Genomic DNA, 23774 nt, shown 5'->3' with positions numbered 1-23774 from the left:
AGAGAGCGCGCTCGTCCGCCGCCCTGGTGGTCGTCGGCCCGACAGCCGGTTTGACGGGGCCCGCGAGGCGCACTTTCCCAGCCCGTCAAGGGGTTCCCCGGCCAGCCGGCAAGCGACGTGTGACGCCTGTTGCTTATTGAAAGTTTTCATGCATAGAGTCACCGTGTGAATGAAGGAGCTGTCGGGGCACCGGCCGAGCAGGTGCTCGACCTGCTCCAGGGGGTGCGGCTCACCCCCACCCAGCGCCGGATCGCGCACTGTCTGGTGCAGCACGCGCCCACCGTGGCCTACCTGTCCGCCGCCGAGGTGGCCGAGTTGGCCGGCGTCAGTCAGCCGTCGGTCACCCGGTTCGCCGTCGCGCTCGGCCACGACGGCTACCCGGCGCTGCGCCGCCGGCTGCGCGACCTCACCACCACCGCACCGGGCGGGTCGGCGGACGCCGGCAACGAGCTCCAGCAGGCGGTCCGCGCCGAGATGGACAACCTGGACCGACTGGCCGGTCAGCTCGCCGACCGGGACCGGATCGCCGAAACCGGGCGGTTGCTCGCCGCGAGTCGTCCGCTGCCGGTGCTCGGCCTGCGCGCCGCCGCACCGCTGGCCGCGTACTTCGCCTACTTCGCGGCCAAGGTGCACCCGGACGTGCGCGTCCTCGACGACGGGGGAAGCCTGCTCACCGACCGCCTGGAGCAGGCCGCCGAGGCCGGGGCGAGCGCCGTGCTCGCCTTCGTGCTGCCCCGCTACCCCCGGGAAACCCTGGACGCGTTGCGCGACGCCCGCGACGCCGGGTTGACAGTGGTGGCGATCACCGACTCACCGGTCAGCCCGGCCACCGAGCACGCCGACGTGGTGCTCGCCGCCGCGGTGGGCGCGCAGCTCGTCTTCGACCTGCACACCGCCCCGATGACCCTGGCCATGGTGCTGCTGCAGGCGATCTGCGATGCCGCGCCGGCCGACACCCAGCGCCGACTGGAGGCGTTCGAAGCCTCGGCGGCCCGCCGACAGTTGTTCCTCGGTTGACCGGAGGAGACCAGAGATGACCCAGCCCATTCGTGCCGCACGAGGCAGCCAGCTCACCACCCGCGGGTGGCAGCAGGAGGCCGCCCTGCGGATGTTGATGAACAACCTCGACCCCGAGGTGGCCGAGCGCCCCGACGACCTGGTGGTCTACGGCGGCACCGGCAAGGCGGCACGCGACTGGCCGTCGTACCACGCGTTGGTCCGCACCCTGACCGACCTGCGCGAGGACGAGACGATGCTGGTGCAGTCGGGCCGCCCGGTCGGGGTCATGCGCACCCACGAGTGGGCGCCCCGGGTGCTGCTGGCCAACTCGAACCTGGTCGGCGACTGGGCGACCTGGCCGGAGTTCCGCCGCCTCGAACAGCTCGGCCTGACCATGTACGGGCAGATGACTGCCGGTTCGTGGATCTACATCGGCACCCAGGGCATCCTTCAGGGCACCTACGAGACGTTCGCGGCGGTGGCCGCCAAGCGGTTCGCGGGCACTCTCGCCGGCACGCTGACGTTGACCGCCGGTTGCGGCGGAATGGGCGGCGCGCAGCCACTCGCGGTCACCATGAACGGCGGCGTCTGCCTGATCGTGGACGTGGACCGCACCCGGCTCGACCGCCGCGTGCACGACCGTTACCTGGACGAGGTGGCCGACTCGCTCGACGACGCGGTGCGGCGGGTGCTCGCCGCGAAGCGGGACCGGCGCGCGCTCTCCGTCGGTGTGGTCGGCAACGCGGCGGTGGTCTTCCCCGAACTCCTGGTGCGGGGCGTGGAGATCGACATCGTGACCGACCAGACCAGCGCGCACGACCCGCTGTCGTACCTGCCGGTGGGGGTGGAGCTGGCCGACGCCCGGGAGTACGCGGCGGCCAAGCCGGCCGAGTTCACCGAGCGGGCCCGGGCGTCGATGGCCCGGCACGTGGCGGCGATGGTCGGTTTCCTCGACGCCGGCGCCGAGGTGTTCGACTACGGCAACTCGATCCGGGGCGAGGCGCAACTCGCCGGCTATCAGCGCGCCTTCGACTTCCCGGGTTTCGTGCCCGCGTACATCCGGCCGTTGTTCTGTGAGGGTAGGGGTCCCTTCCGGTGGGCGGCGCTCTCCGGCGACCCGGCCGACATCGCGGCCACCGACCGGGCCGTCCTCGACCTGTTCCCGGAGAACGAGTCGCTGGCCCGCTGGATCAGGCTGGCCGGTGAGCGGGTCGCCTTCCAGGGCCTGCCGGCCCGGATCTGCTGGCTGGGCCAGGGCGAACGGGACCTGGCGGGCGTGCGGTTCAACGACATGGTCGCCTCCGGCGAACTCTCCGCCCCGGTGGTGATCGGCCGGGACCACCTGGACACCGGCAGCGTCGCCAGCCCCTACCGGGAGACCGAGGGGATGGCCGACGGTTCCGACGCCATCGCCGACTGGCCGCTGCTCAACGCCCTGGTCAACACGGCCAGTGGCGCGTCCTGGGTGTCCATTCACCACGGCGGTGGGGTGGGCATCGGCCGGTCCATCCACGCCGGGCAGGTGTGCGTGGCGGACGGCACCGCCCTGGCCGGTCAGAAGATCGAGCGGGTGCTCACCAACGACCCGGCGATGGGTGTCATCCGGCACGTTGACGCCGGCTACGAGAGCGCCCGCGAGGTCGCCGACCGCACCGGCGTCCGGGTGCCGATGACCGAGGGCGGACCGGCGTGAGCGACGACCTTTCGGCCCGGTTCCGGGCGCTGTGGGACGAGATCGCGCCGGTCGGGCGGGACGCCGACAGCGGCGGCTACCTGCGGTACGCGTTGACCGAGCCGGAGCGGGAGCTGCGCGCCTGGTTCCGCGCGCAGGCCGAGCGTCGTGCCATGCCGGTCAGCGAGGACGGCAACGGCAACCTCTTCGCCCACTGGGGTGACCCGGAGGCGTCGGACGCGGTGCTCACCGGCAGCCACTTCGACTCGGTGCCGCACGGCGGGGCGTACGACGGGCCGCTCGGCATCGTCAGCGCGTTCCTCGCCGTGGACGAGTTGCGCGCCGCCGGCGTCACCCCCGCCCGGCCGCTGGTGCTGGGTGCCTTTGTCGAGGAGGAGGGGGCGCGCTTCGGCGTACCGTGTCTGGGGTCGCGGCTGCTCACCGGCGCGCTGTCGGCCGAGCGCGCGGCCGGCCTGCGCGACGCGGCCGGGGTGAGCTTCGCCGAGGCGCTCGGCGACCGGCCGGCGGGCGCCCGGCCGGAGCTGCTGGGCCGGTTCGGCGCCTTCGTGGAGTTGCACGTCGAGCAGGGCCGCGCGTTGGTCGACACGGACGCGCCGGTCGCGGTGGCCAGCGCGATCTGGCCGCACGGCAGGTGGCGCTTCGACGTCGTCGGCGAGGGCAACCACGCGGGTACCACCCGGATGGCCGACCGGCGCGACCCGATGCTGACCTACGCGTTCACGGTGCTGGCCGCCAACAAGGAGGCCCGGCTGCGCGGCGCGCACGCCACGGTGGGCCGGGTCGCCGTCGAACCCAACGCCACCAACGCGATCCCGTCGAAGGTGACCGGCTGGTTGGACGCCCGGGCCGCCGACCCGCAGACGCTGACCGGGCTGATCGACGCGGTGCGCGGCAAGCTCGCCGAGCGGGCCCGCCGCGACGGTACGGAGGTGACCGTCACCGAGGAGTCGGCCACTCCACTGGTCGCCTTCGACGGTGGGCTGGCCAAGCGGCTGGCCACGCTGCTCGACGCTCCGGTGCTGCCCACCGGGGCGGGGCACGACGCCGGGGTGCTCGCCGGGCACCTGCCCACCGCGATGCTCTTCGTGCGCAACCCGACCGGGATTTCGCACTCCCCCGCCGAGGCCGCGACGGACGATGACTGTGCGGCCGGGGTACGGGCGCTGGCCCGGGTGCTGGAGGAGCTGACATGCGCGTGAACGAGCTGGCGAGTTGGTCGCCGGGGGCCTCGGATCTCCGGCGAGCGCGGGTGCGTGGTCTGCGGCGCGGCGCTGGTCGGCACCTCTTGCCGTCGTGCTTTGGAGCTGATGTCGCAAACGAATCAGCCCTCGCGCCCCACACGCTGACACCACCCGAACCGTCGACAGCGCCCCGGCCGCGGATGTCACCCGAGCCGTCGACATCATCCCGGCCGCTGATGTCGCAGACGATTCAGCTCCAAAGGGAGCGAGGAGCATGACCACCGCCCGCTGGCTCGCCCAGTACGCCTGGCTGCCCGAGCACGCCGAACCCACACCCGACGTGCTCATCGAGGTCGAAGCCGGCCGGATCGCGGCGGTGACGCCACTGACCCCCAGCAGCAGGCCACCGGCCGGGGTCGAGGTGTACCCCGACGCGGTACCGCTGCCCGGCCTGACAGTGCCCGGTCTCGCCAACGCGCACTCGCACGCCTTCCACCGGGCGCTGCGTGGGCGCACCCACGGCGGCCGGGGTGACTTCTGGACCTGGCGGGACCAGATGTACGCCATCGCGGACCGGCTGGATCCGGACACCTACCTCGCCCTGGCCCGCGCTGTCTACGCGGAGATGGCGCTCGCCGGGGTCACCTGTGTGGGCGAGTTCCACTACCTGCACCACCGGCCCGGCGGCGGCGCGTACGACGACCCGAACGAGATGGGCGCGGCGCTGGTCGAGGCCGCCGCGCACGCCGGGATCCGGCTCACCCTGCTGGACACCGCCTACCTCACCTCCACGGTGGACGGCCAGGCGCTGGCCGGGCCGCAGCGCCGCTTCGGCGACGGGGACGCGGCCCGCTGGGCACAACGGGCCGCGGCGTTCCAGCCGACCGACCCGCACGTCCGGGTCGGCGCGGCTGTGCACTCGGTGCGGGCGGTCCCGGCCGACCAGCTCCGCACTGTCGCCGAGTGGGCCGGGGAGCGGCAGGCACCGCTGCACGTGCACCTCTCCGAGCAGCCGGCCGAGAACGACGAGTGCCGGGCGGTGCACGGGCGCTCGCCGACCGCGCTGCTCGCCGAGCACGGCGTGCTCGGGCCGAACACCACAGCCGTCCACGCCACCCACCCGACCAGCGCGGACCTCGCCCTGCTCGCCGACAGCCGGACCGGCGTGTGCCTCTGCCCGACCACCGAGCGGGATCTCGCCGACGGGATCGGCCCGGCCCGGCTGATGGCCGAGGCGGGCATCCGGCTCAGCCTGGGCAGCGACAGTCACGCGGTGATCGACCTGTTCGAGGAGGCCCGGGCGGTGGAGCTGGACGAGCGGCTGCGTACCCGCCGGCGCGGCCACTTCGCACCGCTCGACCTGCTGACGGCGGCCACCGCCGCCGGGCACACCGCGCTGGGCTGGGCCGACGCCGGGAGGATCGCCGTGGGTGCCCGCGCCGACCTGGTGACGGTACGCCTGGACAGCGCCCGCACCGCCGGGGTGCCGCCGGTGGGCGTGTTCTTCGCGGCCGGTGCGGCGGACGTCGAGCAGGTCATGGTGGACGGCCGGGTGGTGGTGGCCGAGGGCCGGCACCTGAGCGTCGACGTGCCGGCCGAGCTGGCGGCGGCAATCGAGGCGGTGAACCCCACATGAGCAGCCTGCTGGTCGACAACATCGGGGAGCTGGTCACCAACGGTGCCGGCGAGGGCCCGCTCGGCATCCGCCGCGACGCCGCCGTGCTGGTCGAGGAGGGCCGGGTGGCCTGGGTCGGGCCGTCCGCGTACGCGCCGGCCGCCGACCATCACATCGACGCCGGCGGGGCCGCCGTGCTGCCCGGCTTCGTGGACAGCCACGCCCACCTGGTCTTCGCCGGGGACCGGGCCGCCGAGTTCGCCGCCCGGATGGCCGGTCAGCCCTACACCGGCGGCGGCATTCGGACCACTGTCGGCGCGACCCGGGCCGCGACCGACGAGGAACTGCGGGCCACCGTGCGCCGGCTGCGCGGGGAGGCGCTGCGCCAGGGCACCACGACCATGGAGATCAAGAGTGGGTACGGCCTGACCGTCGCCGACGAGGCCCGCTCGCTGCGGATCGCCGCCGAGACCAGCACCGAGACCACCTTCCTGGGCGCGCACGTCGTGCCCGCCGAGTACGCCGACCGCCCCGACGACTACGTCGGACTGGTCTGCGGGCCGATGCTGGCCGCCGCCGCTCCGTACGCGAAGTGGATCGACGTTTTCTGCGAGCGGGGCGCCTTCGACGTGGACCATGCCCGCGCCATCCTGGCCTGCGGTCAGGCCGCCGGGCTGGGCGTACGGCTGCACGCCAACCAGCTCGGCCCCGGCCCCGGCGTTCAGCTCGGGGTGGAGCTGGACGCGGCGAGCGTCGACCACTGCACCCACCTCAGCGACGCCGACGTGGCCGCGTTGGCCGACACCGCCCACAGCGACGGGTCGGGCACCCGCACAGTGGCGACACTGCTGCCCGGCGCGGAGTTCTCCACCCGCTCGCCGTACCCGGACGCGCGCCGGCTGCTCGACGCCGGTGTCACAGTGGCGCTGGCGACGGACTGCAACCCCGGCTCGTCGTACACCTCGTCGATGCCGTTCTGCGTGGCCCTCGCGGTCCGCGAGATGCGGATGACCCCGGCGGAGGCGGTCTGGGCCGCCACCGCCGGTGGCGCGCGGGCGCTGCGCCGCGACGACATCGGTGTCCTCACCCCCGGCGCGCGGGCCGACCTCGTCGTCCTCGACGCGCCGTCACACCTGCACCTGGCCTACCGGCCCGGTGTCCCCCTGATCCGCCAGGTAATACGCAACGGAGTTCCGCAATGACGAACGTGACCATCCAGCCCACCGGGATCACCGCCGACGACGTTCTCGCGGTGGCCCGCGGCACCGCCACGGTCGTCCTCGCCCCCGCCACCATCGAGGCGATGGCGACCAGCCGGGCCATCGTGGACGGCATCGAGTCCTCGGGTCGCCCCGTCTACGGGGTCTCGACCGGGTTCGGGGCGTTGGCCAACACCTTCATCGCCCCGGAGCGACGGGCCGAGCTGCAACACGCGCTGATCCGCTCGCACGCCGCCGGGGTGGGCGCTCCGATGCCGCGCGAGGTGGTCCGGGCCATGATGCTGCTACGGGTCCGGTCGCTCGCCCTGGGCCGCTCCGGGGTCCGGCCGCTGGTCGCCGAGGCCCTGGTCGACCTGCTCAACCACGACATCACCCCGTGGGTGCCGGAGCACGGCTCGCTGGGCGCCTCCGGCGACCTGGCGCCGCTGGCGCACTGCGCGCTGGTGCTGCTCGGCGAGGGCTGGGTCCTCAGCCCGGCCGGTGAGCGGCAGGACGCGGCCGACGCGTTGACCGCCGCCGGGCTCAAGCCGATCGAGCTGGCCGCCAAGGAGGGGCTGGCGCTGATCAACGGCACCGACGGCATGCTCGGCATGCTGTTGCTGGCCATCCACGACGCGGCGCACCTGTTCGCCATGGCCGATGTGACGGCCGCGCTGGCCATCGAGGCGATGCTCGGCTCGGAGCGACCGTTCCTGCCCGAGCTGCACGCGATCCGGCCCCACCCCGGTCAGGCGGCGTCGGCGGCGAACATCCACCGGCTGTTGCAGAACTCCCGGGTGATGGACTCACACCGCGACGACCTGGCGCACGCCGTGCAGGACGCGTACTCGATGCGGTGCGCGCCGCAGGTGGCCGGCGCGGCCCGCGACACCCTGGACTTCGTCCGCACCGTCGCCGCCCGGGAGCTGGTGTCCGTTGTGGACAACCCGGTGGTGCTGCCGGACGGCCGGGTCGAGTCGACCGGGAACTTCCACGGCGCGCCGCTCGGCTTCGCCGCGGACTTCCTCGCCATCGCCGCCGCCGAGGTGGGCGCGATCGCCGAACGGCGGGTGGACCGGCTGCTCGACGTCACCCGCTCCCGGGAGCTGCCGGCGTTCCTCTCCCCCGACGCCGGGGTCAACTCCGGGCTGATGATCGCCCAGTACACGGCGGCCGGGATCGTCGCCGAGAACCGTCGGCTCGCCGCCCCCGCCTCGGTGGACTCGCTGCCCACCAGCGGAATGCAGGAGGACCACGTCTCGATGGGCTGGGCCGCAGCCAAGAAGCTGCGTACCGTGCTGGACAACCTGACCAGCCTGCTCGCCGTGGAGCTGCTGGCCGGCGTACGCGGCCTTCAACTGCGGGCCCCGCTGCAGCCGTCACCGGCCGGTAAGGCCGCCGTGGAGGCGCTCACCGACGTGATCGGCGAGCCCGGGCCCGACGTGTTCCTCGCTCCCCTGGTGGAGACGGCCCGTGCGGTGGTGAGCGGTCCGAACCTGCGAGCCGCCATCGAATCGGAAATCGGCACGCTCAGCTGACGCGGAAAAGACGCGCCCACCGTCCGGAAGGTTGAGCCGTTCAGGTGGATTTCGCTGGTCCAGGCCCTTGCTAGGCTTCCCGCCCGGCGGGGGTATCCGGAGTCTCCCGCCCGACGGGGGCGTCCGGAACGGGTTCCGAAGGTGAGCAGGCGTGAACGACGTCACTGAAGAGTTGCATCTCGGCGATCGCTATTCCGGAATACCAGCACAGAGGTCTGCGGCGGCGGCAACACCAGCCGCTGGTGGTGATGGTGATGGCACCGCGTCGCCGGTGGCCACCGACACCGGCACCGGCATTGGCCAGCAGTGGTGGCAGCGGCCCGCGGCGGTACCGCTGGCCGCCGGCGCGCTGACCCTCGTCGTGGTGCTGATCGCCGCGGGACGCCGCCAGCTGTGGCGAGACGAGTTCGCGACACTCGACGCCGCCCGAATGGGGCTCCGAGAGCTGTATGCGTTGGTGCAGCAGAAGGATCTGGTGCTCCTTCCGTACTACCTCGGAATGCATTTCTGGGTGCGGCTCTTCGGCGACAGCGAGGTGGCGCTCCGCCTTCCCTCGATGATCGCCGTGGCGATCGCGGCCGCCCTGACGGCCCTGCAGGGCCGAATGTTGTACGGCCCACGGGTGGGTCTGCTGGCTGGCGTGCTGTTCGGGCTCCTACCGGTCGTGACCCGGTACGGGCAGGAGGCGCGGCCCTACGGTCTGGTCATCGCCGCGGTGGCGGCGGCCGGCCTGTTCGCGGTGATGGCGACGCAGCGGCACTCCCGCGTGGCCTGGATCTGTTACGCCCTCATGCTCGTCCTGGTCGGCTGGCTGCACCTGATCGCCCTGGTGGTGCTGCCCGCACATGGCCTGCTCGTCCTGCTGGAGGCCCGCCGACGGCAGAGTTGGCAGCCGGTCACCTGGTGGATGGGTGCGACAGCGGCCGCTGTCGCAGTCCTGTCACCGCTGGTGTGGCTGGCCAAGGCACAGAGCGGTCAGATCGCGTGGATCCAACCCGTTTCGGTGGGCGACCTCAGCGAGTGGATGCTGGAGTTGCCCGGCGCGATCGGGGTCGGCGGGGTGCTGTTGGGCCTCGGCATCCTCGGCTGTGTCGGCGGTGGACCCCGCGTCGGCTACCTCGCCGCCTGGGCCCTCGGTCCGTTGATTCTGCTGTGGGCGCTGACTCCCGTCATGCTGCTCTTCACCGAGCGCTACGTGCTGTTCGTGCTGCCCGCGTGGTGCCTGTTGGCGGCCGCCGGGGTGCAGGTCGCCGCCCAGCGGTTGAGTACGTTCACCGTGGCGGTCCCGGTGCTGGTGCTCCTCGTGGGTCTCAGCAGCCACGTCGCGCTCAGGGCTCCGGTCACCGAGTTCGAACCCGACCTGCGGGGCGCCGCGGCGGTGATCGACCAGCAGCGACGTACGGGTGACCTGGTGGCGTACACCGGCCCGTTCCCGTGGTGGGCGAACGCTGGCATCAAGTACTACCTGCAGGAGAAGCCGCTCCCCGAGGTGTTCCAAGCGACCGAGGGGCAGGCGACGCCGAACTACCGGGCGTGGTGCGGCGGGCCGGCCAAGTGCCTGGACACCAGGGCCCGGATCTGGCTGATCAACACGAAACCGTCCACCACCAAGCTGACCTCGTTCGCGGGGATGAATCCCGAGGTGGAGAAGGCGCTGCGGGCCCGGTTCGTGGTGACCCAGGTGGACCGCTTCACCGACGTGAGCGTCTCACTGCTCACCCCCCGGCCCAAGAAGGGGTGACTGACGGGCCGTTACGGTCGTCCGTCAGTCACCTTCGCCAGCCAGCCCACTCGGGGCTCAGCTGGAACGGGCCGGGTGTTCAGGCGGGCGGCAGCACCTTGGCGACCAGCTTGGCCAGCTCACGCAACGCCTTGCCCCGGTGGCTGATGGCGTCCTTCTCCGCCGGGGTCAGCTCGGCGTTGGTCCGGTCCTGCCCGTCGCCCAGGAAGATCGGGTCGTAGCCGAAGCCGCCGTCACCGCGCGGTGCGCGCAGCACCCGCCCAGGCTGCCGGCCGTCGACGAGGTGCTCCTTGCCGCCGGGCAGCACCAACGCCACGGTGCAGACGAACGAGGCGGCCCGCTGCTCGTCGGGCACGTCGGCGATCTGATCCAGCACCAGCTGAAGGTTGGCCCGGTCGTCGCCGTGCTTGCCGGACCAGCGGGCGCTGAACACGCCCGGCATCCCGTTGAGCGCGTCGACGGCGAGCCCGGAGTCGTCGGCGATGGTCGGCAACCCGCTCTGCCGGCACCCCTCCCGCGCCTTGATCAGCGCGTTCTCGCCGAAGGTCAGGCCGGTCTCCGGCAGTTCGGCGTACTGCTCGACGTCGTCCAGCCCGAGCAGGGCGATCCGGTGCGCGCCGAGCGCACCGTCCAGGATCCGCTGCAGCTCGACGAGCTTCTTGCGGTTACGCGTGGCGAGCAGGACCTTGTTCATGCTGAATCACCTTTGTTCGCGACTGCGGGGCTCGCAAGCTCACTCCTCGCGCTCACGGGGAGGTAAGTGCCTTTCGCTGGGCTTCGGCCAACTCGGCGCACCCGGCGACGGCCAGGTCGAGCAGGGCGTCGAGCTGGTCGCGGGCGAACACGCCCGCCTCGCCGGTGCCCTGCACCTCGACGAAGTCGCCCGCGCCGGTGCACACCACGTTCATGTCCACCTCGGCGGCGACGTCCTCCTCGTAGCAGAGGTCGAGCCGGGCCTCCCCCGCGATGATGCCCACGCTGACCGCGGCCACCGACCGGTGCATCACCTTCTCCGGCTTGCCGGCCAACGCCTTGCGGGCGGCAAGCCAGCCCACCGCGTCGTGCAACGCGACGTACGCGCCGGTGATCGCGGCGGTGCGGGTGCCACCGTCGGCCTGGAGCACGTCGCAGTCGAGCACGATCGAGTTCTCGCCGAGCGCCTTGAGGTCGATGCTGGCCCGCAGGCTACGGCCGATCAGCCGGGAGATCTCGTGGGTGCGGCCACCGACCCGGCCCTTGACGCTCTCCCGATCGGAGCGGGTGTTGGTGGCCCGGGGAAGCATCGCGTACTCGGCGGTCACCCAGCCGAGCCCGGAGCCCTTGCGCCAGCGGGGCACGCCCTCGGTGACGCTCGCCGTGCAGAGCACCCGGGTGCCACCGAACTCGACGAGCACCGAGCCCTCCGGGTGGGTGCTCCAGCCACGGGTCACTGTCACCGGTCGGAGTTGAGAGGGCCCTCGCCCGTCAGGTCGCGCCATGCCTGCACCTTATGCGGTGCGGTGATCCGCCGCGCTCGGGGTGCCCCGGCGAACGTCGGCGCCGTGCACACCGAGGAACCCGTCGACAGCGGCCGGCCAGCCGAACTCCTCGGCTCGCGCCTGGGGCGGCCCGGCACCGTGAGACGGACCTGCCGGGTCAGACGTCGTAGCTGGCGCCGGGCCGGACCACCTCGAGTGGCCCGGTGTACGCGGAGGCGGCCGACTCCAGGGTGTGCGCCTCGCTGCCCCAGGCGGGCACCAGGTGGGTCAGCAGCAGCCGGCCCACAGCGGCCTTGGTGGCCGCCTCACCGGCCTCCCGACCGGTGAGGTGCAGATCCGGTGGATTATCCATCCCGTCGAGGTAACTGGCCTCGCAGAGGAAGACGTCGGCGTTCTGCGCCAGCCGCAGCAGCGCCTCGCACGGCGCGGTGTCCGACGAGTAGCACAGCGACCGGCCGTCGTGCTCCAGCCGCACGCCGTACGTCTCGACGGGGTGGTTGACCCGGTCGACGGTGACGGCGAACGGGCCGATCGGGAAGGTGCCCGGCTGAAGCGCGTAGAACTGGTACACGTCCTCCACCGAACCGTCGTCGCCGTACGCGGCGCTGAGCCGGTCCGGGGCGCCGGCGGGCGCGTACACCGGCAGGGCCGGGTAGGGGCCGTCCGGGGCGTAGCGGCGCACCACCACGTAGAGCACGGCGTCGAACATGTGGTCGCAGTGCAGGTGGGTCAGCAGGATCGCATCCGGGGCGTGCAGCCCCGCGTACCGCTGGAGACTGGACAGCGACCCCGACCCGAAGTCGACCAGGAGCCGGAAGCCGTCAGCCTCGACCAGATAGGCCGAGCAGGGCGACTCGGGGCCAGGAAAACTGCCGGCGCTCCCCAGGACAGTCAGTCGCATCGAGTGGTCTCGCTGTCACTATCAGTAGCACCCGTGCCGGCGACAGTCCCGGGCATGATCTCTACCGACGCGTACGCCACGCTGCGCAGCCTACGCTGACACGCCCGGCAGCAAGAATCATCCAACGGAAGTTGTCACGAACGTGACACCCGCTCGCGGTACGCCGGGCAGCCAACGGGCCGTCGACGGATGTCGACGGCCCGTAGTCGGCAGACCAGATCGGTCAGGCCCAGAGCTGCCCCTCCAGGGCGTCCTCGGCATCGGCGAGCGTGCCGCCGTACGCGCCGGTGGACAGGTACTTCCACCCGCCGTCGCAGACCACGAAGGCCACATCGGCCCGCCGGCCGTCGCGAACCGCCTCGTGCGCCACCGCCAGCGCGGCGTGCAGGATGGCACCGGTGGAGAACCCGGCGAAGATGCCCTCCACCTCCACCAGCTGACGGGTGCGCAGCACCGCGTCCCGGGTGCCGACCGAGAAACGCCGGGAGAGCACCGAGGCGTCGTAGAGCTCCGGCACGTAACCCTCGTCGATGTTGCGCAGGCCGTAGACCAACTCGCCATAGCGCGGCTCGGCGGCCACCACCTGGATGCCCTCGACCTTCTCGCGCAGGTAACGCCCGGTGCCCATCAGGGTGCCGGTGGTGCCCAGCCCGGCCACGAAGTGCGTGATGCTGGGCAGGTCGTGCAGCAACTCCGGCCCGGTCGTCTCGTAGTGCGCCCGCGCGTTCGCCTCGTTGCCGTACTGGTAGAGCATCACCCAGTCCGGGTGCTCGGCGGCGATCTGCTTGGCGGTGGCGACCGCCTGGTTGGAACCGCCCGCCGCAGGCGAGAAGATGATCTCGGCCCCGTACATCCGGAGCAGTTGAACCCGCTCGGTGGAGACGTTCTCCGGCATCACGCAGACCAGCCGGTAGCCGCGCAACTTGGCCACCATCGCCAACGAGATGCCGGTGTTGCCACTCGTCGGTTCGAGGATGGTGTCACCGGCGCGGAGCCGGCCAGCCTCCTCCGCCGCCCGGACCATGAACAGCGCCGCGCGGTCCTTGATGCTGCCGGTGGGGTTGCGGTCCTCCAACTTGGCCCAGAGCCGCACCGGAGGAGCACCGTCGGGCACCGTCGGGGAGAGCCGGGGCAGGCCGACGAGCGGCGTGCCCCCGCAGGCGTCGAGCAGGCTGTCGTACCGCGCCATGGCGGCCGACCTCAGCGAGCCGCGACGGCGTCGCCGGCCACCACGGCCGCCGCGCTGTGCGAACTGATCGCCGCTGCCGCGGCGCTGTGCGAACTGATCGCCGCTGCCGCGGCGCTGTGCGAACTGATCGCCGCTGCCGCGGCGAAGCCGAACGCGCCGCCGGCCACGGCCGGCAGGATGGTGACGCTGTCGCCGTCGGAGAGCTTCGCGTCCAGCGCGCCGAGGAAACGGACGTCCTCGTCGTTGACGTAGACGTTGACGAAACGGTGCAGCGAGCCCGCGTCGGTGATCAGCCGGCCGCGCAGACCGCCGTGCCGGGAATCCAGGTCGCTGAGCAGGTCGGCGAGCGTGTCGCCGGTGCCCTCGACGACCTTGGCGCCGCCGGTGTAGCTGCGCAGGATGGTGGGGATGCGAACTTCGATAGCCATGATGTCGAACTCCTCGATCGGGTGTGCCTACGGTGACGGGACGAGACGGTTGCGGCGCTGACGGGTCAGCGGCCGGAACACTCGTAATCGACCGTCGCCGGGCTCTGCCCGAACATGTAGGACTGCACGGCGTGCGGGTCGACGCCGGCCTCCACGACACGGACCGGCTCCTCGGTGACCACACCGTCGACGATCCGGAACGACCGGATCTCCTCCGAGTCGGGCTCACGGGTCGAGACGAGCAGGTAGTGCGCCCCCGGCTCACCCGCGAAGGTGACATCCGTCCGCGACGGGTACGCCTCGGTGGCGGTGTGCGAGTGGTAGATGACGACGGGCTCCTCGTCCCGGTCGTCCATCTCCCGCCACACGCGCAGGTGCTCCATCGAGTCGAACTCGTAGAAGGTCATCGAGCGGGCGGCATTGTCCATCGGGATGTGCCGGGTCGGGGTGTCGCTGCCGACGGGACCGGCGACCACGCCGCACGCCTCGTCGGGGTGGTCCCGCCGCGCGTGGGCGACGATCGCGTCGATGATCGACCGGTCGATGCTCAGCACGTGCACCAGCCTAACGCCTGTCGAGCACAGGCCGAAGTGGTGCCGGTCACGCCTAGTCGATCAAGGCGTTGAGCAGCGACTCCTGCAGATATCCGAGATACGCGTAGACCGAAAGCTGGAACACCCTGCTGGAACCCGGGTCCTCAGCGACCGCGTCGTCCAACTCCTCGCCCAGATCCGTGCCGTCCTTGATCTCCAGGCGGACGCCCATCGCGAGCCGGGCGTCGTTCAGTGCCCGCAACCACGCCTCGGCGGCCTCGGCGTCCAGCCGCACCTCGCCACCGGCGTCGTCCGGCAACGCGGCCAGGATCGCCCCCGCCTGATCGATCTTCGCGGTCTTCAGGTCGCCCTCGGTGTAGCGGCGGAACTCGGCGGTGCCCGCAGCGTCCTGCGGGTAGACCGCCGGGAAGAGCCGACCGACGACCGGGTCGGTGTGGTCGAAGCCGTCGGTGAGCAGACCCACCACCTCGGAGGCGACCTTCCGCAGCACCCGCACCTCGTCGACGGCGAAGACGGCCACGTAGTGACCGGCCTGGCGACGGAACATGCTCATGATCTGTCCACCGTCGCCCAGAGCCCGTACGCGTGCAGCTGCGACGCGTCGTGCTCCATCCGCTCACGGGCGCCGGTGGAGACCACGGCACGCCCCTTGTGGTGCACGTCCAGCATCAGCTGTTCGGCCCTCTCCCGGCTGTAGCCGAAAAGCTTCTGGAAAACCCAGGTCACGTACGTCATCAGGTTGACCGGGTCGTCCCACACGATCGTCACCCACTGCCGGTCGGACGCCGGCACCTCGTCAGTGTCCGGCGTCTCGACCGGTACAACCTGCGGAGCCGCCATGCCCCCCATCGTGCCACCGGTTTCCCGGAACCGAGGAACCGGAACGCCGGCCCGGCGCGGATCACCCACTCCGGGCACTCCCGACCCGCTCTGGACGCCACCGAGCGCTGGGTCGGGCCCGGACCCGGGCCAACCGTCAGGCGCGCCGTCAGGCGAGCAGGATGCCGTGATCAACTGCATCGGAGAGCACCACGCCCAGCGAGAGGCGGATCACCTCGAACCGTCGGGAGATCTCCCTGGACAACCCCAACTCGACCTCGCGCACCGCCCGCTGGGACCAGACCCGCGCCGCGCTGTGGTTGTCGTTGCCGGGGGTACGCCACTGCTGCCAGCACCCGCCGGAGAGCGCCACCGCCACCGGTGGGAGCACCTCGTCACGGGACGCCACCGGATAGCTGGCGGCGGCGTCGATCGCCTCCGGGCCGGTCAACTCGGCCACCCCGGCCGTACTGGTGATCAACAGCACCTTGTCCAACTCCTGGCCGGGCCGGTGATCGGCCAGGCCGTACTGCACAGCGGCGTTGATCCGACGTCGCACGCCTTCGCTCGGCGGCGCGCCGAGCACCCGGGACGCGACGTCGGTCACGATGCCGCGCACCGCCTGATCGCACTGCGCGGTGGCCAACAGCGACAACGCCGCCATCTCCCGGTCGAGCAGATCCGGCAGGCCGGCACAGCCGACTCCGAACACGATCTCCTGAACGGCCCGCAGGTGGATGTTCGCCAACTCCAGGGCGAGGTGCTGGCGGATGCGCTGAGCACACGAGCGGGCGTGCCGGTCCAGCCGTTCGGACCAGTCACCCGGATCGGCGGCCACGGCGACGCGACCCTGCTGGCCCGGCACCACCGGTGGGTCGACGCTGGCCCGCTGCAAACCCTCACGCGACGCCCAACCCACCAGCGCCCGCCGCAGGTCGGCGGCGGAGGCGGCGTCGTCGACCGGGAACCACCGCGCGCCGGCCAACGCCGGCACCGCGGCCAGCAGCGCGGCCCGATGCGCCTCCACCGTCACCGCTACCGCGTCCACCTCGGTCTGCGCACCCCCGACCGGCGGGACGGACGCCCCCGCGCCCTCCGTAGTCGCCGTGCCGTCGGCCAACTGAGCCCAACCCGCCGCGCCGGGAGTGACCGCGAAGACGACCTCCACCGAGGTCGAGGCGACGTCGGCGAGCAGGTTCAACTCGGCGGCGGTGAAAGCCTGGTCGGCGGCGATCACGAAGAGCAGCGCCCCGGCCCGGCCCGCCGCTTCGAGCAGCACCTGGGTGCCGGCCACGCCGAGGGTGGCGGTGTCCGGAACGTCGATCAGGACGAAGTGCCGCAGCAGTGGCTCGGGCACCGTCAGCTCGACCCGCCGGGGCGGACGAGCCAACGCCGGACCGGCGGCGTCCCGGTCCGCGCCGTACGAGTGCGGCTGGCGGTAACCGGGCACGTACGCCGCCCGGGTGGGCACCTGGGCGTTGCGCACCACCAACCAGCTGCCGGCGGGCACGGTGAGCATGACCGGGTCGAGCCCGAGCAGTGTGGCGAGCACGGCACGCCGCTCGGCACCGGCCGGGCCGACGGCGACCACACCGAGCGGCTCGTCCGGGGCGGGGCCCGCCACGCCGATCCGGGTGGGGAGCGGGCCGCAGGTGGGTAGGTCGGTTGGGCCGGTCATGTCGTCCGACGAGTCGACCGAGGGGAGAGGGCCCTGCTTCATCAGGTGCCTCCCGTTGCAGGTGGTCGGAGGTCCGGTCGCGAAATTTCCGGTACGTCAACCCCGGATGTCGGAAGACTACGGGCGGGCCGACGACCGGGCGGAACACCCCGAATACTCACCGGTAATTGTGCGCTTACTCAACTTCGCACCGTGACGGTGCGGGCGCGGACGGATTCCGATCGATATGCTGCGCGGATGAGTCGATGGGAGTTCGTCGGCCGCACGGATGAGCTCAACCGCCTGCTGGAGGCGGTGACCGGTGAGGCCGGCCGAGGGCTCTTCTTCAGCGGCAGCGCTGGCATCGGCAAGAGCCGGTTGCTGCGCGAGGGCGTGGGTGCCCTGCCCACCGACCGGTTCGCGATCTGGTCCATCGCCGCGAGCGCCACCACCGCGGCGCTGCCGTTCGGCGGCCTGGTCCAGGTCCTCCCCGCCGAGCAACCCCAGGGCCTCTCGCCCGCCGGCGTCCTGCGCTGGGCCCTCAACGTGCTGCAACAGCAGGCGGCCGGCCGACGGATCGTGCTCGCCATCGACGACGCCCACCTGCTCGATCCGCCCTCGGCCGCACTGGTGCACCTGGTCGCCCGCGCCGAGAACGCCACAGTGGTCGGCACCCTGCGCGACGGCGAGCAGATCCCGCTGCCGATCCGCGCGCTCTGGACCGACGACCTGGTCGAGCACGTGGAGCTGACCCCGATGCCGCAGGCGGAGACCGCTGGCCTGCTGGCGGCGATCCTGGGCGGCCCGGTCGACCCCGGCTCCGCCGACCGGCTCGGCCGACTGTCGTCCGGCAACCCGCTGCTGCTGCGCGAGCTGGTGCACGCCGCCAACGGCAGCGCGGAGCTGAAGCAGACGTACGGGATCTGGAAGTGGACCGGGCGGTTGGAGCTGGCGCCCAACCTGACCGACCTCATCGACACCCGGGTCGGGAAGCTCACCGACGGCGTCCGCGCGGTGGTCGAGCTTGTCGCGTTCGGCGAACCACTCGGCCTGCAACTGCTCAGGCAGGCCGCCGATCAGAAGGACGTGGAGACCGCCGAGGAGCGCGGGCTGATCACCGTGGACCAGCACGACCGGCGCACCAACGTCCGGCTGGCCCACCCGCTCTACGGCGAGGTGATGCGCCGGCGCTGTCCGGTCAGCCGCACCCGCCGGCTTCAGGCGCACCTCGCCGAGCTGATCGAGCAGGTCGGCAAGCGCCGCCGCGACGACCTGCTGCGGGTGGCCGTCTGGCGACTCGACTCGGGCACCGCACAGGACCCGGCCCTGCTGCTGGAGGCCGCCGTACAGGCGTTCACCCGCTACGACGTACCGCTGGCGACCCGCCTGGCGCGGGCCGCGCTGAACGCCGACGGCGGCTCCGACGCGGCGGAGCTGCTGGCCACCATCCTGATGTTCGCCGACCGGCCCGGCGAGGCGATCGACGTCCTCGACGCGGTGCCCCCGGAGCCGGGCGACGAGCGACGACTCTGCCGCTGGCTGACAGTGCGGGGCATGGTCAGCTACTGGGGATTGAGCCAGGAGTCCACGGTGGAGGAGATCGCCGGCCGGGTCGAGCAGCTCAGCGACTCCGCCGACCGGGCCCGGGTGCACGCCTTCGAAGCGATCATGCGCCTGCACCGGCTGGACACCGCCGCCGCGGTGCGGCTCAGCCAACGTGTCCTGGACCGGCCGGCGGCCGGCGTCGCCGCCCGCGAGCTGGCCCGCTCCACGATCGCGTACGTCCAGGCCGCGCAGGGCGAGCTGACCCGCAGCGGTACGGCGATCGCCCAGGTGCACTCGGCTGCGGCCAACTGGCGCACCGACATGCCGTACCTCCAACTGGCCCTGGAGTTGGCCCGCGGCACCCGGCTCATGCTCACCGGCGACCTGGCCGGAATCGACGCGATCGTCGCCGACGAGTTCGCCGACCTCGCCGGGGAGGGTGACTTCCGCCTCGGCACCGGCTACCTGGCCATCCTGCAGGCGTACGCGTTCCGGCTGCGCGGGCAGAGCGGCGCCGCCATGCGGACCTCCCTGAGTGCCTGTGCGGTGCTGGCCACGAGTCGGGTCTACGCGGGTCTGGCCCAGGCCGAACGCGCCCAGTCGGCGGCGCTGCGCGGTGACGCCGTGCAGGCGGCCGCGGCGATGGCCGAGGCCGACCGCACCCACGCGCCGGGGATGGCGGTGCTCTACCCGTGGCTGGAGCAGGCCCGGGGCGCGTCGCTGGCCGCTGGTGGCGACCTGCCGGGCGCGGTCAAGCACCTCGGCGACCTGGTGGATCGGCTGCGCTCGGACGGCTTCGCCGGGCACGAGGTGCACGTCCTGCACGACCTGGTTCGACTGGACCAGGCGGGCATGGCGGTCGGGCCCACCTGTTCCGACGGCGGTCGGCGCACCGTCGCGCAGCGCCTCGCCGAGCTCTCCGAGCGGGTCGACGGGGTGTTGCCGCCGCTGTTGGCCCGGCACGCCCGCGCCGCGGTGACCGACTCCCCCGCTGATCTGCTGGCGGTCGCGGACGACTACGCCGCACTGGAGTTGACCGTGTACGCGGCCGAGGCCACCTCCCAGGCCGTTCAGCGGCTGCGCCAACGGCACTCGGCGGCGGCCAACGACGCCCGGGAGCGTCTCGCCGGGTTGCTCGGGCGCTGCGACGCGATCCGGACGCCGGCGCTCCAGGCCGGCGCGCCGGTGCTCACCGAGCGGGAGTGGCAGGTGGCTCGCCTCGCCGCGCACGGCGCGGCCAGCCGGGCCATCGCCGAACGGCTCTACCTGTCGGCGCGCACTGTGGAGAACCACCTCCAGCGGATCTACGCCAAGCTCGGCGTGACCAGCCGGGCCGAGCTGTGGGCGGCGTTACGTTCGATCCCGGGCCACGACGGCGGCGACGCGAGCTGAACCTTAGGCTGGGGCGGTGAGCATCCACCGCCCCGCGCTGCTGACCGACCACTACGAGCTGACGATGGTCAGCGCGGCCCTGAAGGACGGCACCGCCGACCGCCGGTGCGTCTTCGAGGTGTTCAGCCGCCGGTTGCCCAGTGGCCGCCGGTACGGCGTGGTCGCCGGGACGGCCCGACTGATCGAGCTGATCCGCGACTTCCGGTTCGATCCCAGCGAGGTGGAGTTCCTGCTGCGGACCGGGGTGGTCGACGAGATGGCGGCGGCCTGGCTCACCGACTACCGCTTCACCGGGGACGTCGACGGCTACGCCGAGGGCGAGCTGTTCTTCCCCGGCTCACCGATCCTCACCGTCTCCGGCGGTTTCGCCGAATGTGTGGTGCTGGAGACGCTGGTGCTGTCCGTGCTCAACCACGACAGCGCGGTGGCGGCTGCGGCGGCGCGGATGGTGACCGCGGCGCGCGGCCGGGCGCTCATCGAGATGGGGTCGCGGCGGGCGCACGAGGAGGCGGCGGTGGCCGCGGCGCGGGCCGCGTACCTGGCCGGTTTCCGGTTCACGTCCAACCTCGCCGCCGGTGCGCTCTACGGTATTCCGACGGCGGGCACGGCAGCGCACGCCTTCACCCTGCTGCACGACGACGAGCGGGCGGCGTTCGCCTCGCAGGTCGCCACGCTGGGCAAGGACACCACGCTGCTGGTCGACACGTACGACATCAGTCAGGGCATCCGCAACGCGATAGCGGTGGCCGGGCCGGAGCTGCGGGCGGTACGCATCGACTCCGGCGACCTCGCGGTGATCGCTCAGCAGTCCCGGGAGCTGCTCGACTCGTTGGGCGCCACCGAAACCAAGATCATCGTTTCGGGTGACCTGGACGAGTACGCGATCGCCGCGCTGGCCGCCGAGCCGGTCGACATGTACGGCGCCGGCACGGCCGTGGTCACCGGTTCCGGGGCACCGACCGCCGGGTTGGTGTACAAGCTGGTCGAGGTCGAGGGACGGCCGGTGGTGAAGCGCTCCGAGCACAAGGCGACGATCGGAGGGCGGAAGGTCGCGGTCCGCCGGCACAAGCCGACCGGCACCGCCACCGAGGAGATCATCGTCCCGCAGGGCGTTCCGGACCGGCAGCCCAACGACCGCCTGCTCCAGCAGTCGTTCGTGGTCGCCGGGGAGCCGGTGCCGCTGCCGACGCTCGACGAGTCGCGGGAGCACCTGCGGGAGTGCCTGATCTCCATCCCGTGGGAGGGGCTGAAGCTCTCGGCCGGCGACCCGGCCGTGCCGGTCACCGTCGTACCCGCTGGTTGAGCCTTCCGCCGATCCGATCTCGAAGGGGAACCCCTGATGGCCAACGCGCTGATCATCGTGGACGTGCAGAACGACTTCTGCGAGGGCGGCTCGCTGGCCGTCGCCGGTGGGGCCGGGGTGGCCGCCGGGATCTCCCGGCTCCTCGCCGCCGAGCCGGACCGGTGGACGCACGTGGTCGCCACCAAGGATTACCACGTCGACCCGGGCGCCCACTTCGGCGATCCGCCGGACTTCGTGGAGTCCTGGCCCCGGCACTGCGTGGTCGGCACCAGCGGTTCGGAGTTCCACAGCGAACTGGACACCGCCCGGATCGAGGCGATCTTCCACAAGGGCGAGCACGCGGCGGCGTACTCCGGTTTCGAGGGGCATGCCGACGACGGCGAGTGCCTGGCCGACTGGCTGCGCCGGCACGGCGTGGACCGGGTCGACCTGGTCGGCATCGCCACGGACCACTGCGTGCGGGCGACCGCGCTGGACGCCGCCCGGGAGGGTTTCGCCACCACCGTGCTGCTCGAGTTGACCGCCGCCGTCGCCCCGGCGACCACCGACGTGGCCCTGCGCGCGATGGAGGGCGCCGGGGTGATCATGCACGGGCAGCCTGTGATCAGGGCCGCATGAGCCGCTAATTCGTTGGCCAAGGGGCCGCCGCCGGTTGAGGATGTCGCCGGAGGTACGGACCCACGTGAACATGAAGCCTTACCGGCGGGCACTCGCCCTGCCCGGCCTGCGATCGCTGCTGGTGGTCGCCGTCCTCGCCCGCATCCCGCTCACCGCGACCGGGGTGACGCTGACCTTCCACGTGGTGTTCGACCTTGACCGCGGTTACGGGGCGGCCGGCCTGGTCGGCGCGGCGGTCACCGTCGGCGCGGCGATCGGCGGGCCGATTCTCGGTCGGCTGGTGGACCAGCGGGGTCTCCGCCCGGTCCTGGTGCTCACCGGCATCGCGGAGGCGATCTTCTGGTCCACCGCGCCCACACTGCCGTACCCAGTGCTCCTGCCCGCCGCGTTCGTGGCCGGCTCGCTGGCCCTGCCGATCTTCTCGGTGGTCCGTCAGTCGATCGCCGCGCTGGTCCCGGAGGACCAGCGCCGCCCGGCGTACGCGTTGGACTCGATGTCGGTGGAGCTGTCGTTCATGATCGGCCCGGCGTTGGCCGTCGCGCTGGTCACCGCGATCTCCGCGCAGACCACCATGTACCTGGTCGGCGGCGGCATCGTGGCCGCCGGCATCGCCCTGTGGCTGGTCAACCCGCCGATCCGCGAAGCCACCACCGGGGAGCCCAGCGGACCGGCCCAGCGGGTGCCTCGCCGGCAGTGGCTGACGCCACGGCTGCTCGCCGTACTGGCCCTCAGCACCGCTGCGACACTGGTGCTCGGCGGCACCGACGTGGCGGTGGTCGCGGTCCTCCGGGCCAGCGGTGAGGTCGGTTGGACTGGCGCGGTGCTGGCCATCTGGGCGGTCGCCTCGCTGGCCGGCGGGTTCGCCTACGGGGCCGTGCACCGATCGTTCTCCCCACTGGCGTTGACCGCCGCACTCGCCCTGTGCACCATCCCGGTCGGGCTGGGCGGCGCGCACTGGTGGCTGCTGTGCCTGGCGCTGATCCCGGCCGGTGCGCTCTGCGCGCCGACCATCGCGGCCAGCTCGGACGCGGTCAGCCGCCTGGTCCCGGCCCAGGTACGCGGTGAGGCGATGGGACTGCACGGCTCGGCGGTCACCGTGGGCATCGCGATCGGTGCGCCGCTCGCCGGAGCGGTGATCGACGCCAGCTCGCCGGCCTGGGGTTTCGTGGTCACCGGGGCACTCGGCGCGCTGGTCACGGTGGTGGTACTCCCGATCGAGCTGCGCCGCCGTCGCGCCGCCGCGACCACCCCACCGCCCGTCGAGGCGGACCTCACCCCCGCCGCCCGCTAACGGTCTGACCCAGGCCGGGCCGGGCCGGGCCGGGCTGGGCTGGACTGAGGCAGCTCCGCCGGCAGGCGAGCCGGAACGGGTCGGGGCAGCCGTGCGCCGACCTAATTGGGTGAGTGTGCCGCCCGGCAGTTTCCGGCCGGCGCGCTGTCTGGGGCAGCAAGATACCGGGGTGACTGCGGATCGAGGTGGCCACCGGGCCACCGGACCACCGGACCACCGGGCCACCGGACCACCGGGCCACCGGGCCACCGGGCCACCGGGCCACCGGGCCACCGGGCCACCGGGCCACCGGGCCACCGGGCCACCGGGCCACCGGGCCACCGGGCCACCGGGCCACCGGGCCACATACCTGCTGGTGAGCGTGATGTCTGTGAGTCATCACGATGACTCACAGACATCACGCTCACCAGGGACATGGCCTGCCCCGAAGCCAGGCGGCGCCGGCCAGGCCGCGCCGACGCCGGGTTAGGCCGAGCCGAGCCGAGCCGAGCCAAGCTGCGCCGACGCCGGGTCAGGCCGCGCCGACGCCGCGCCAGGCCAGGCCGGGCCGGGCCGGACTGAGCCGACACCGAGCCCAGGCCCTGCAGACGCTACGGAAGGCAGCCGCCGGTAAGCGGCGTGGAGCGGCTGGAA

20 protein-coding genes are annotated in these 23774 nt (G+C 72.5%); 11 read left to right on the top strand and 9 right to left on the bottom strand.

Annotation, left to right across the window (positions count from 1 at the left end; genetic code table 11):
• Positions 1-165 precede the first annotated feature (165 nt).
• The 7 genes from ACX27O_RS06705 (at position 166) to ACX27O_RS06675 (ending at position 9966) form a co-directional block, all read left to right on the top strand.
• Entirely contained in the window at positions 166-1017 is an 852-nt protein-coding gene (locus tag ACX27O_RS06705) for a MurR/RpiR family transcriptional regulator (RefSeq protein ID WP_030331255.1), read from the top strand.
• Positions 1018-1033: 16 nt separating this feature from the next.
• Complete coding sequence (gene hutU / locus ACX27O_RS06700) at positions 1034-2692, top strand: urocanate hydratase (protein ID WP_030331256.1); 1659 nt, start codon at positions 1034-1036, stop codon at positions 2690-2692.
• Positions 2689-3891, top strand: coding sequence for an allantoate amidohydrolase (locus tag ACX27O_RS06695; protein WP_210865140.1), 1203 nt, complete (start codon positions 2689-2691; stop codon positions 3889-3891). The genes hutU and ACX27O_RS06695 overlap by 4 nt, the downstream gene beginning before the upstream one ends.
• A 256-nt stretch (positions 3892-4147) precedes the next feature.
• Positions 4148-5509 carry a formimidoylglutamate deiminase gene (locus ACX27O_RS06690; RefSeq protein WP_210865139.1) on the top strand — a complete coding sequence of 454 codons (1362 nt, stop codon included), beginning with the start codon at positions 4148-4150 and terminating at the stop codon, positions 5507-5509.
• Positions 5506-6690, top strand: coding sequence for an imidazolonepropionase (hutI, locus tag ACX27O_RS06685; protein WP_458939070.1), 1185 nt, complete (start codon positions 5506-5508; stop codon positions 6688-6690). Before ACX27O_RS06690 ends, hutI begins: the two co-directional genes overlap by 4 nt.
• Complete coding sequence (gene hutH, locus ACX27O_RS06680) at positions 6687-8225, top strand: histidine ammonia-lyase (protein ID WP_030331260.1); 1539 nt, start codon at positions 6687-6689, stop codon at positions 8223-8225. Before hutI ends, hutH begins: the two co-directional genes overlap by 4 nt.
• Positions 8226-8496: 271 nt before the next feature.
• Positions 8497-9966 carry a glycosyltransferase family 39 protein gene (locus ACX27O_RS06675; RefSeq protein ID WP_458939069.1) on the top strand — a complete coding sequence of 490 codons (1470 nt, stop codon included), beginning with the start codon at positions 8497-8499 and terminating at the stop codon, positions 9964-9966.
• A 79-nt stretch (positions 9967-10045) separates the two neighbouring features.
• On the opposite strand, the gene rdgB is transcribed toward ACX27O_RS06675, so the two are convergent.
• The 9 genes from rdgB to ACX27O_RS06630 form a co-directional block, all read right to left on the bottom strand.
• Entirely contained in the window at positions 10046-10660 is a 615-nt protein-coding gene (gene rdgB, locus ACX27O_RS06670; protein WP_030331263.1) for an RdgB/HAM1 family non-canonical purine NTP pyrophosphatase, read from the bottom strand.
• A 52-nt stretch (positions 10661-10712) separates the two neighbouring features.
• Positions 10713-11444, bottom strand: a complete 732-nt coding sequence (gene rph / locus ACX27O_RS06665) for a ribonuclease PH (protein WP_030331265.1) — start codon at positions 11442-11444, stop codon at positions 10713-10715.
• A gap of 157 nt (positions 11445-11601) precedes the next feature.
• A complete protein-coding gene (locus ACX27O_RS06660) occupies positions 11602-12345 on the bottom strand; it encodes an MBL fold metallo-hydrolase (protein WP_030331266.1) in 744 nt (247 codons plus the stop codon).
• Positions 12346-12568: 223 nt separating this feature from the next.
• The gene (locus ACX27O_RS06655) at positions 12569-13534 is read right to left on the bottom strand and encodes a PLP-dependent cysteine synthase family protein (RefSeq protein ID WP_279517161.1); all 966 of its coding nucleotides are present in this window, start codon (positions 13532-13534) and stop codon (positions 12569-12571) included.
• Positions 13535-13545: 11 nt separating this feature from the next.
• Positions 13546-13962: a MoaD family protein gene (locus ACX27O_RS06650; RefSeq protein WP_458939068.1), complete on the bottom strand. Its 417-nt coding sequence runs from the start codon at positions 13960-13962 to the stop codon at positions 13546-13548.
• 65 nt (positions 13963-14027) lie between these two features.
• Complete coding sequence (locus tag ACX27O_RS06645; protein ID WP_458939067.1) at positions 14028-14516, bottom strand: M67 family metallopeptidase; 489 nt, start codon at positions 14514-14516, stop codon at positions 14028-14030.
• Positions 14517-14568: 52 nt separating this feature from the next.
• Positions 14569-15069 carry a DUF2017 domain-containing protein gene (locus ACX27O_RS06640; protein ID WP_285793337.1) on the bottom strand — a complete coding sequence of 167 codons (501 nt, stop codon included), beginning with the start codon at positions 15067-15069 and terminating at the stop codon, positions 14569-14571.
• Entirely contained in the window at positions 15066-15356 is a 291-nt protein-coding gene (clpS, locus tag ACX27O_RS06635; RefSeq protein WP_030331276.1) for an ATP-dependent Clp protease adapter ClpS, read from the bottom strand. Before clpS ends, ACX27O_RS06640 begins: the two co-directional genes overlap by 4 nt.
• Positions 15357-15504: 148 nt before the next feature.
• Positions 15505-17055 (bottom strand): P-loop NTPase family protein, encoded by a 1551-nt coding sequence (locus ACX27O_RS06630; protein WP_458939066.1) that lies wholly within the window; start codon positions 17053-17055, stop codon positions 15505-15507.
• A 195-nt stretch (positions 17056-17250) separates the two neighbouring features.
• Between ACX27O_RS06630 and ACX27O_RS06625 the strand changes: the two genes are divergently transcribed.
• From ACX27O_RS06625 to ACX27O_RS06610, 4 genes are read left to right on the top strand one after another with little or no spacing between them, the layout of a single operon-like run.
• Complete coding sequence (locus ACX27O_RS06625) at positions 17251-19929, top strand: LuxR C-terminal-related transcriptional regulator (RefSeq protein WP_458939065.1); 2679 nt, start codon at positions 17251-17253, stop codon at positions 19927-19929.
• A gap of 16 nt (positions 19930-19945) precedes the next feature.
• Positions 19946-21232, top strand: a complete 1287-nt coding sequence (locus tag ACX27O_RS06620) for a nicotinate phosphoribosyltransferase (RefSeq protein ID WP_458939064.1) — start codon at positions 19946-19948, stop codon at positions 21230-21232.
• Positions 21233-21268: 36 nt separating this feature from the next.
• Positions 21269-21850, top strand: coding sequence for an isochorismatase family protein (locus ACX27O_RS06615; RefSeq protein ID WP_210858734.1), 582 nt, complete (start codon positions 21269-21271; stop codon positions 21848-21850).
• A 40-nt stretch (positions 21851-21890) separates the two neighbouring features.
• Positions 21891-23141 carry an MFS transporter gene (locus ACX27O_RS06610; RefSeq protein WP_358137541.1) on the top strand — a complete coding sequence of 417 codons (1251 nt, stop codon included), beginning with the start codon at positions 21891-21893 and terminating at the stop codon, positions 23139-23141.
• The last annotated feature ends 633 nt before the right edge of the window (positions 23142-23774 follow it).

The organism is Micromonospora sp. SD19 (assembly GCF_054462275.1).
Note: the sequence above shows the minus strand (reverse complement) of the source record. Positions and strands in the feature narration are given on the sequence as shown.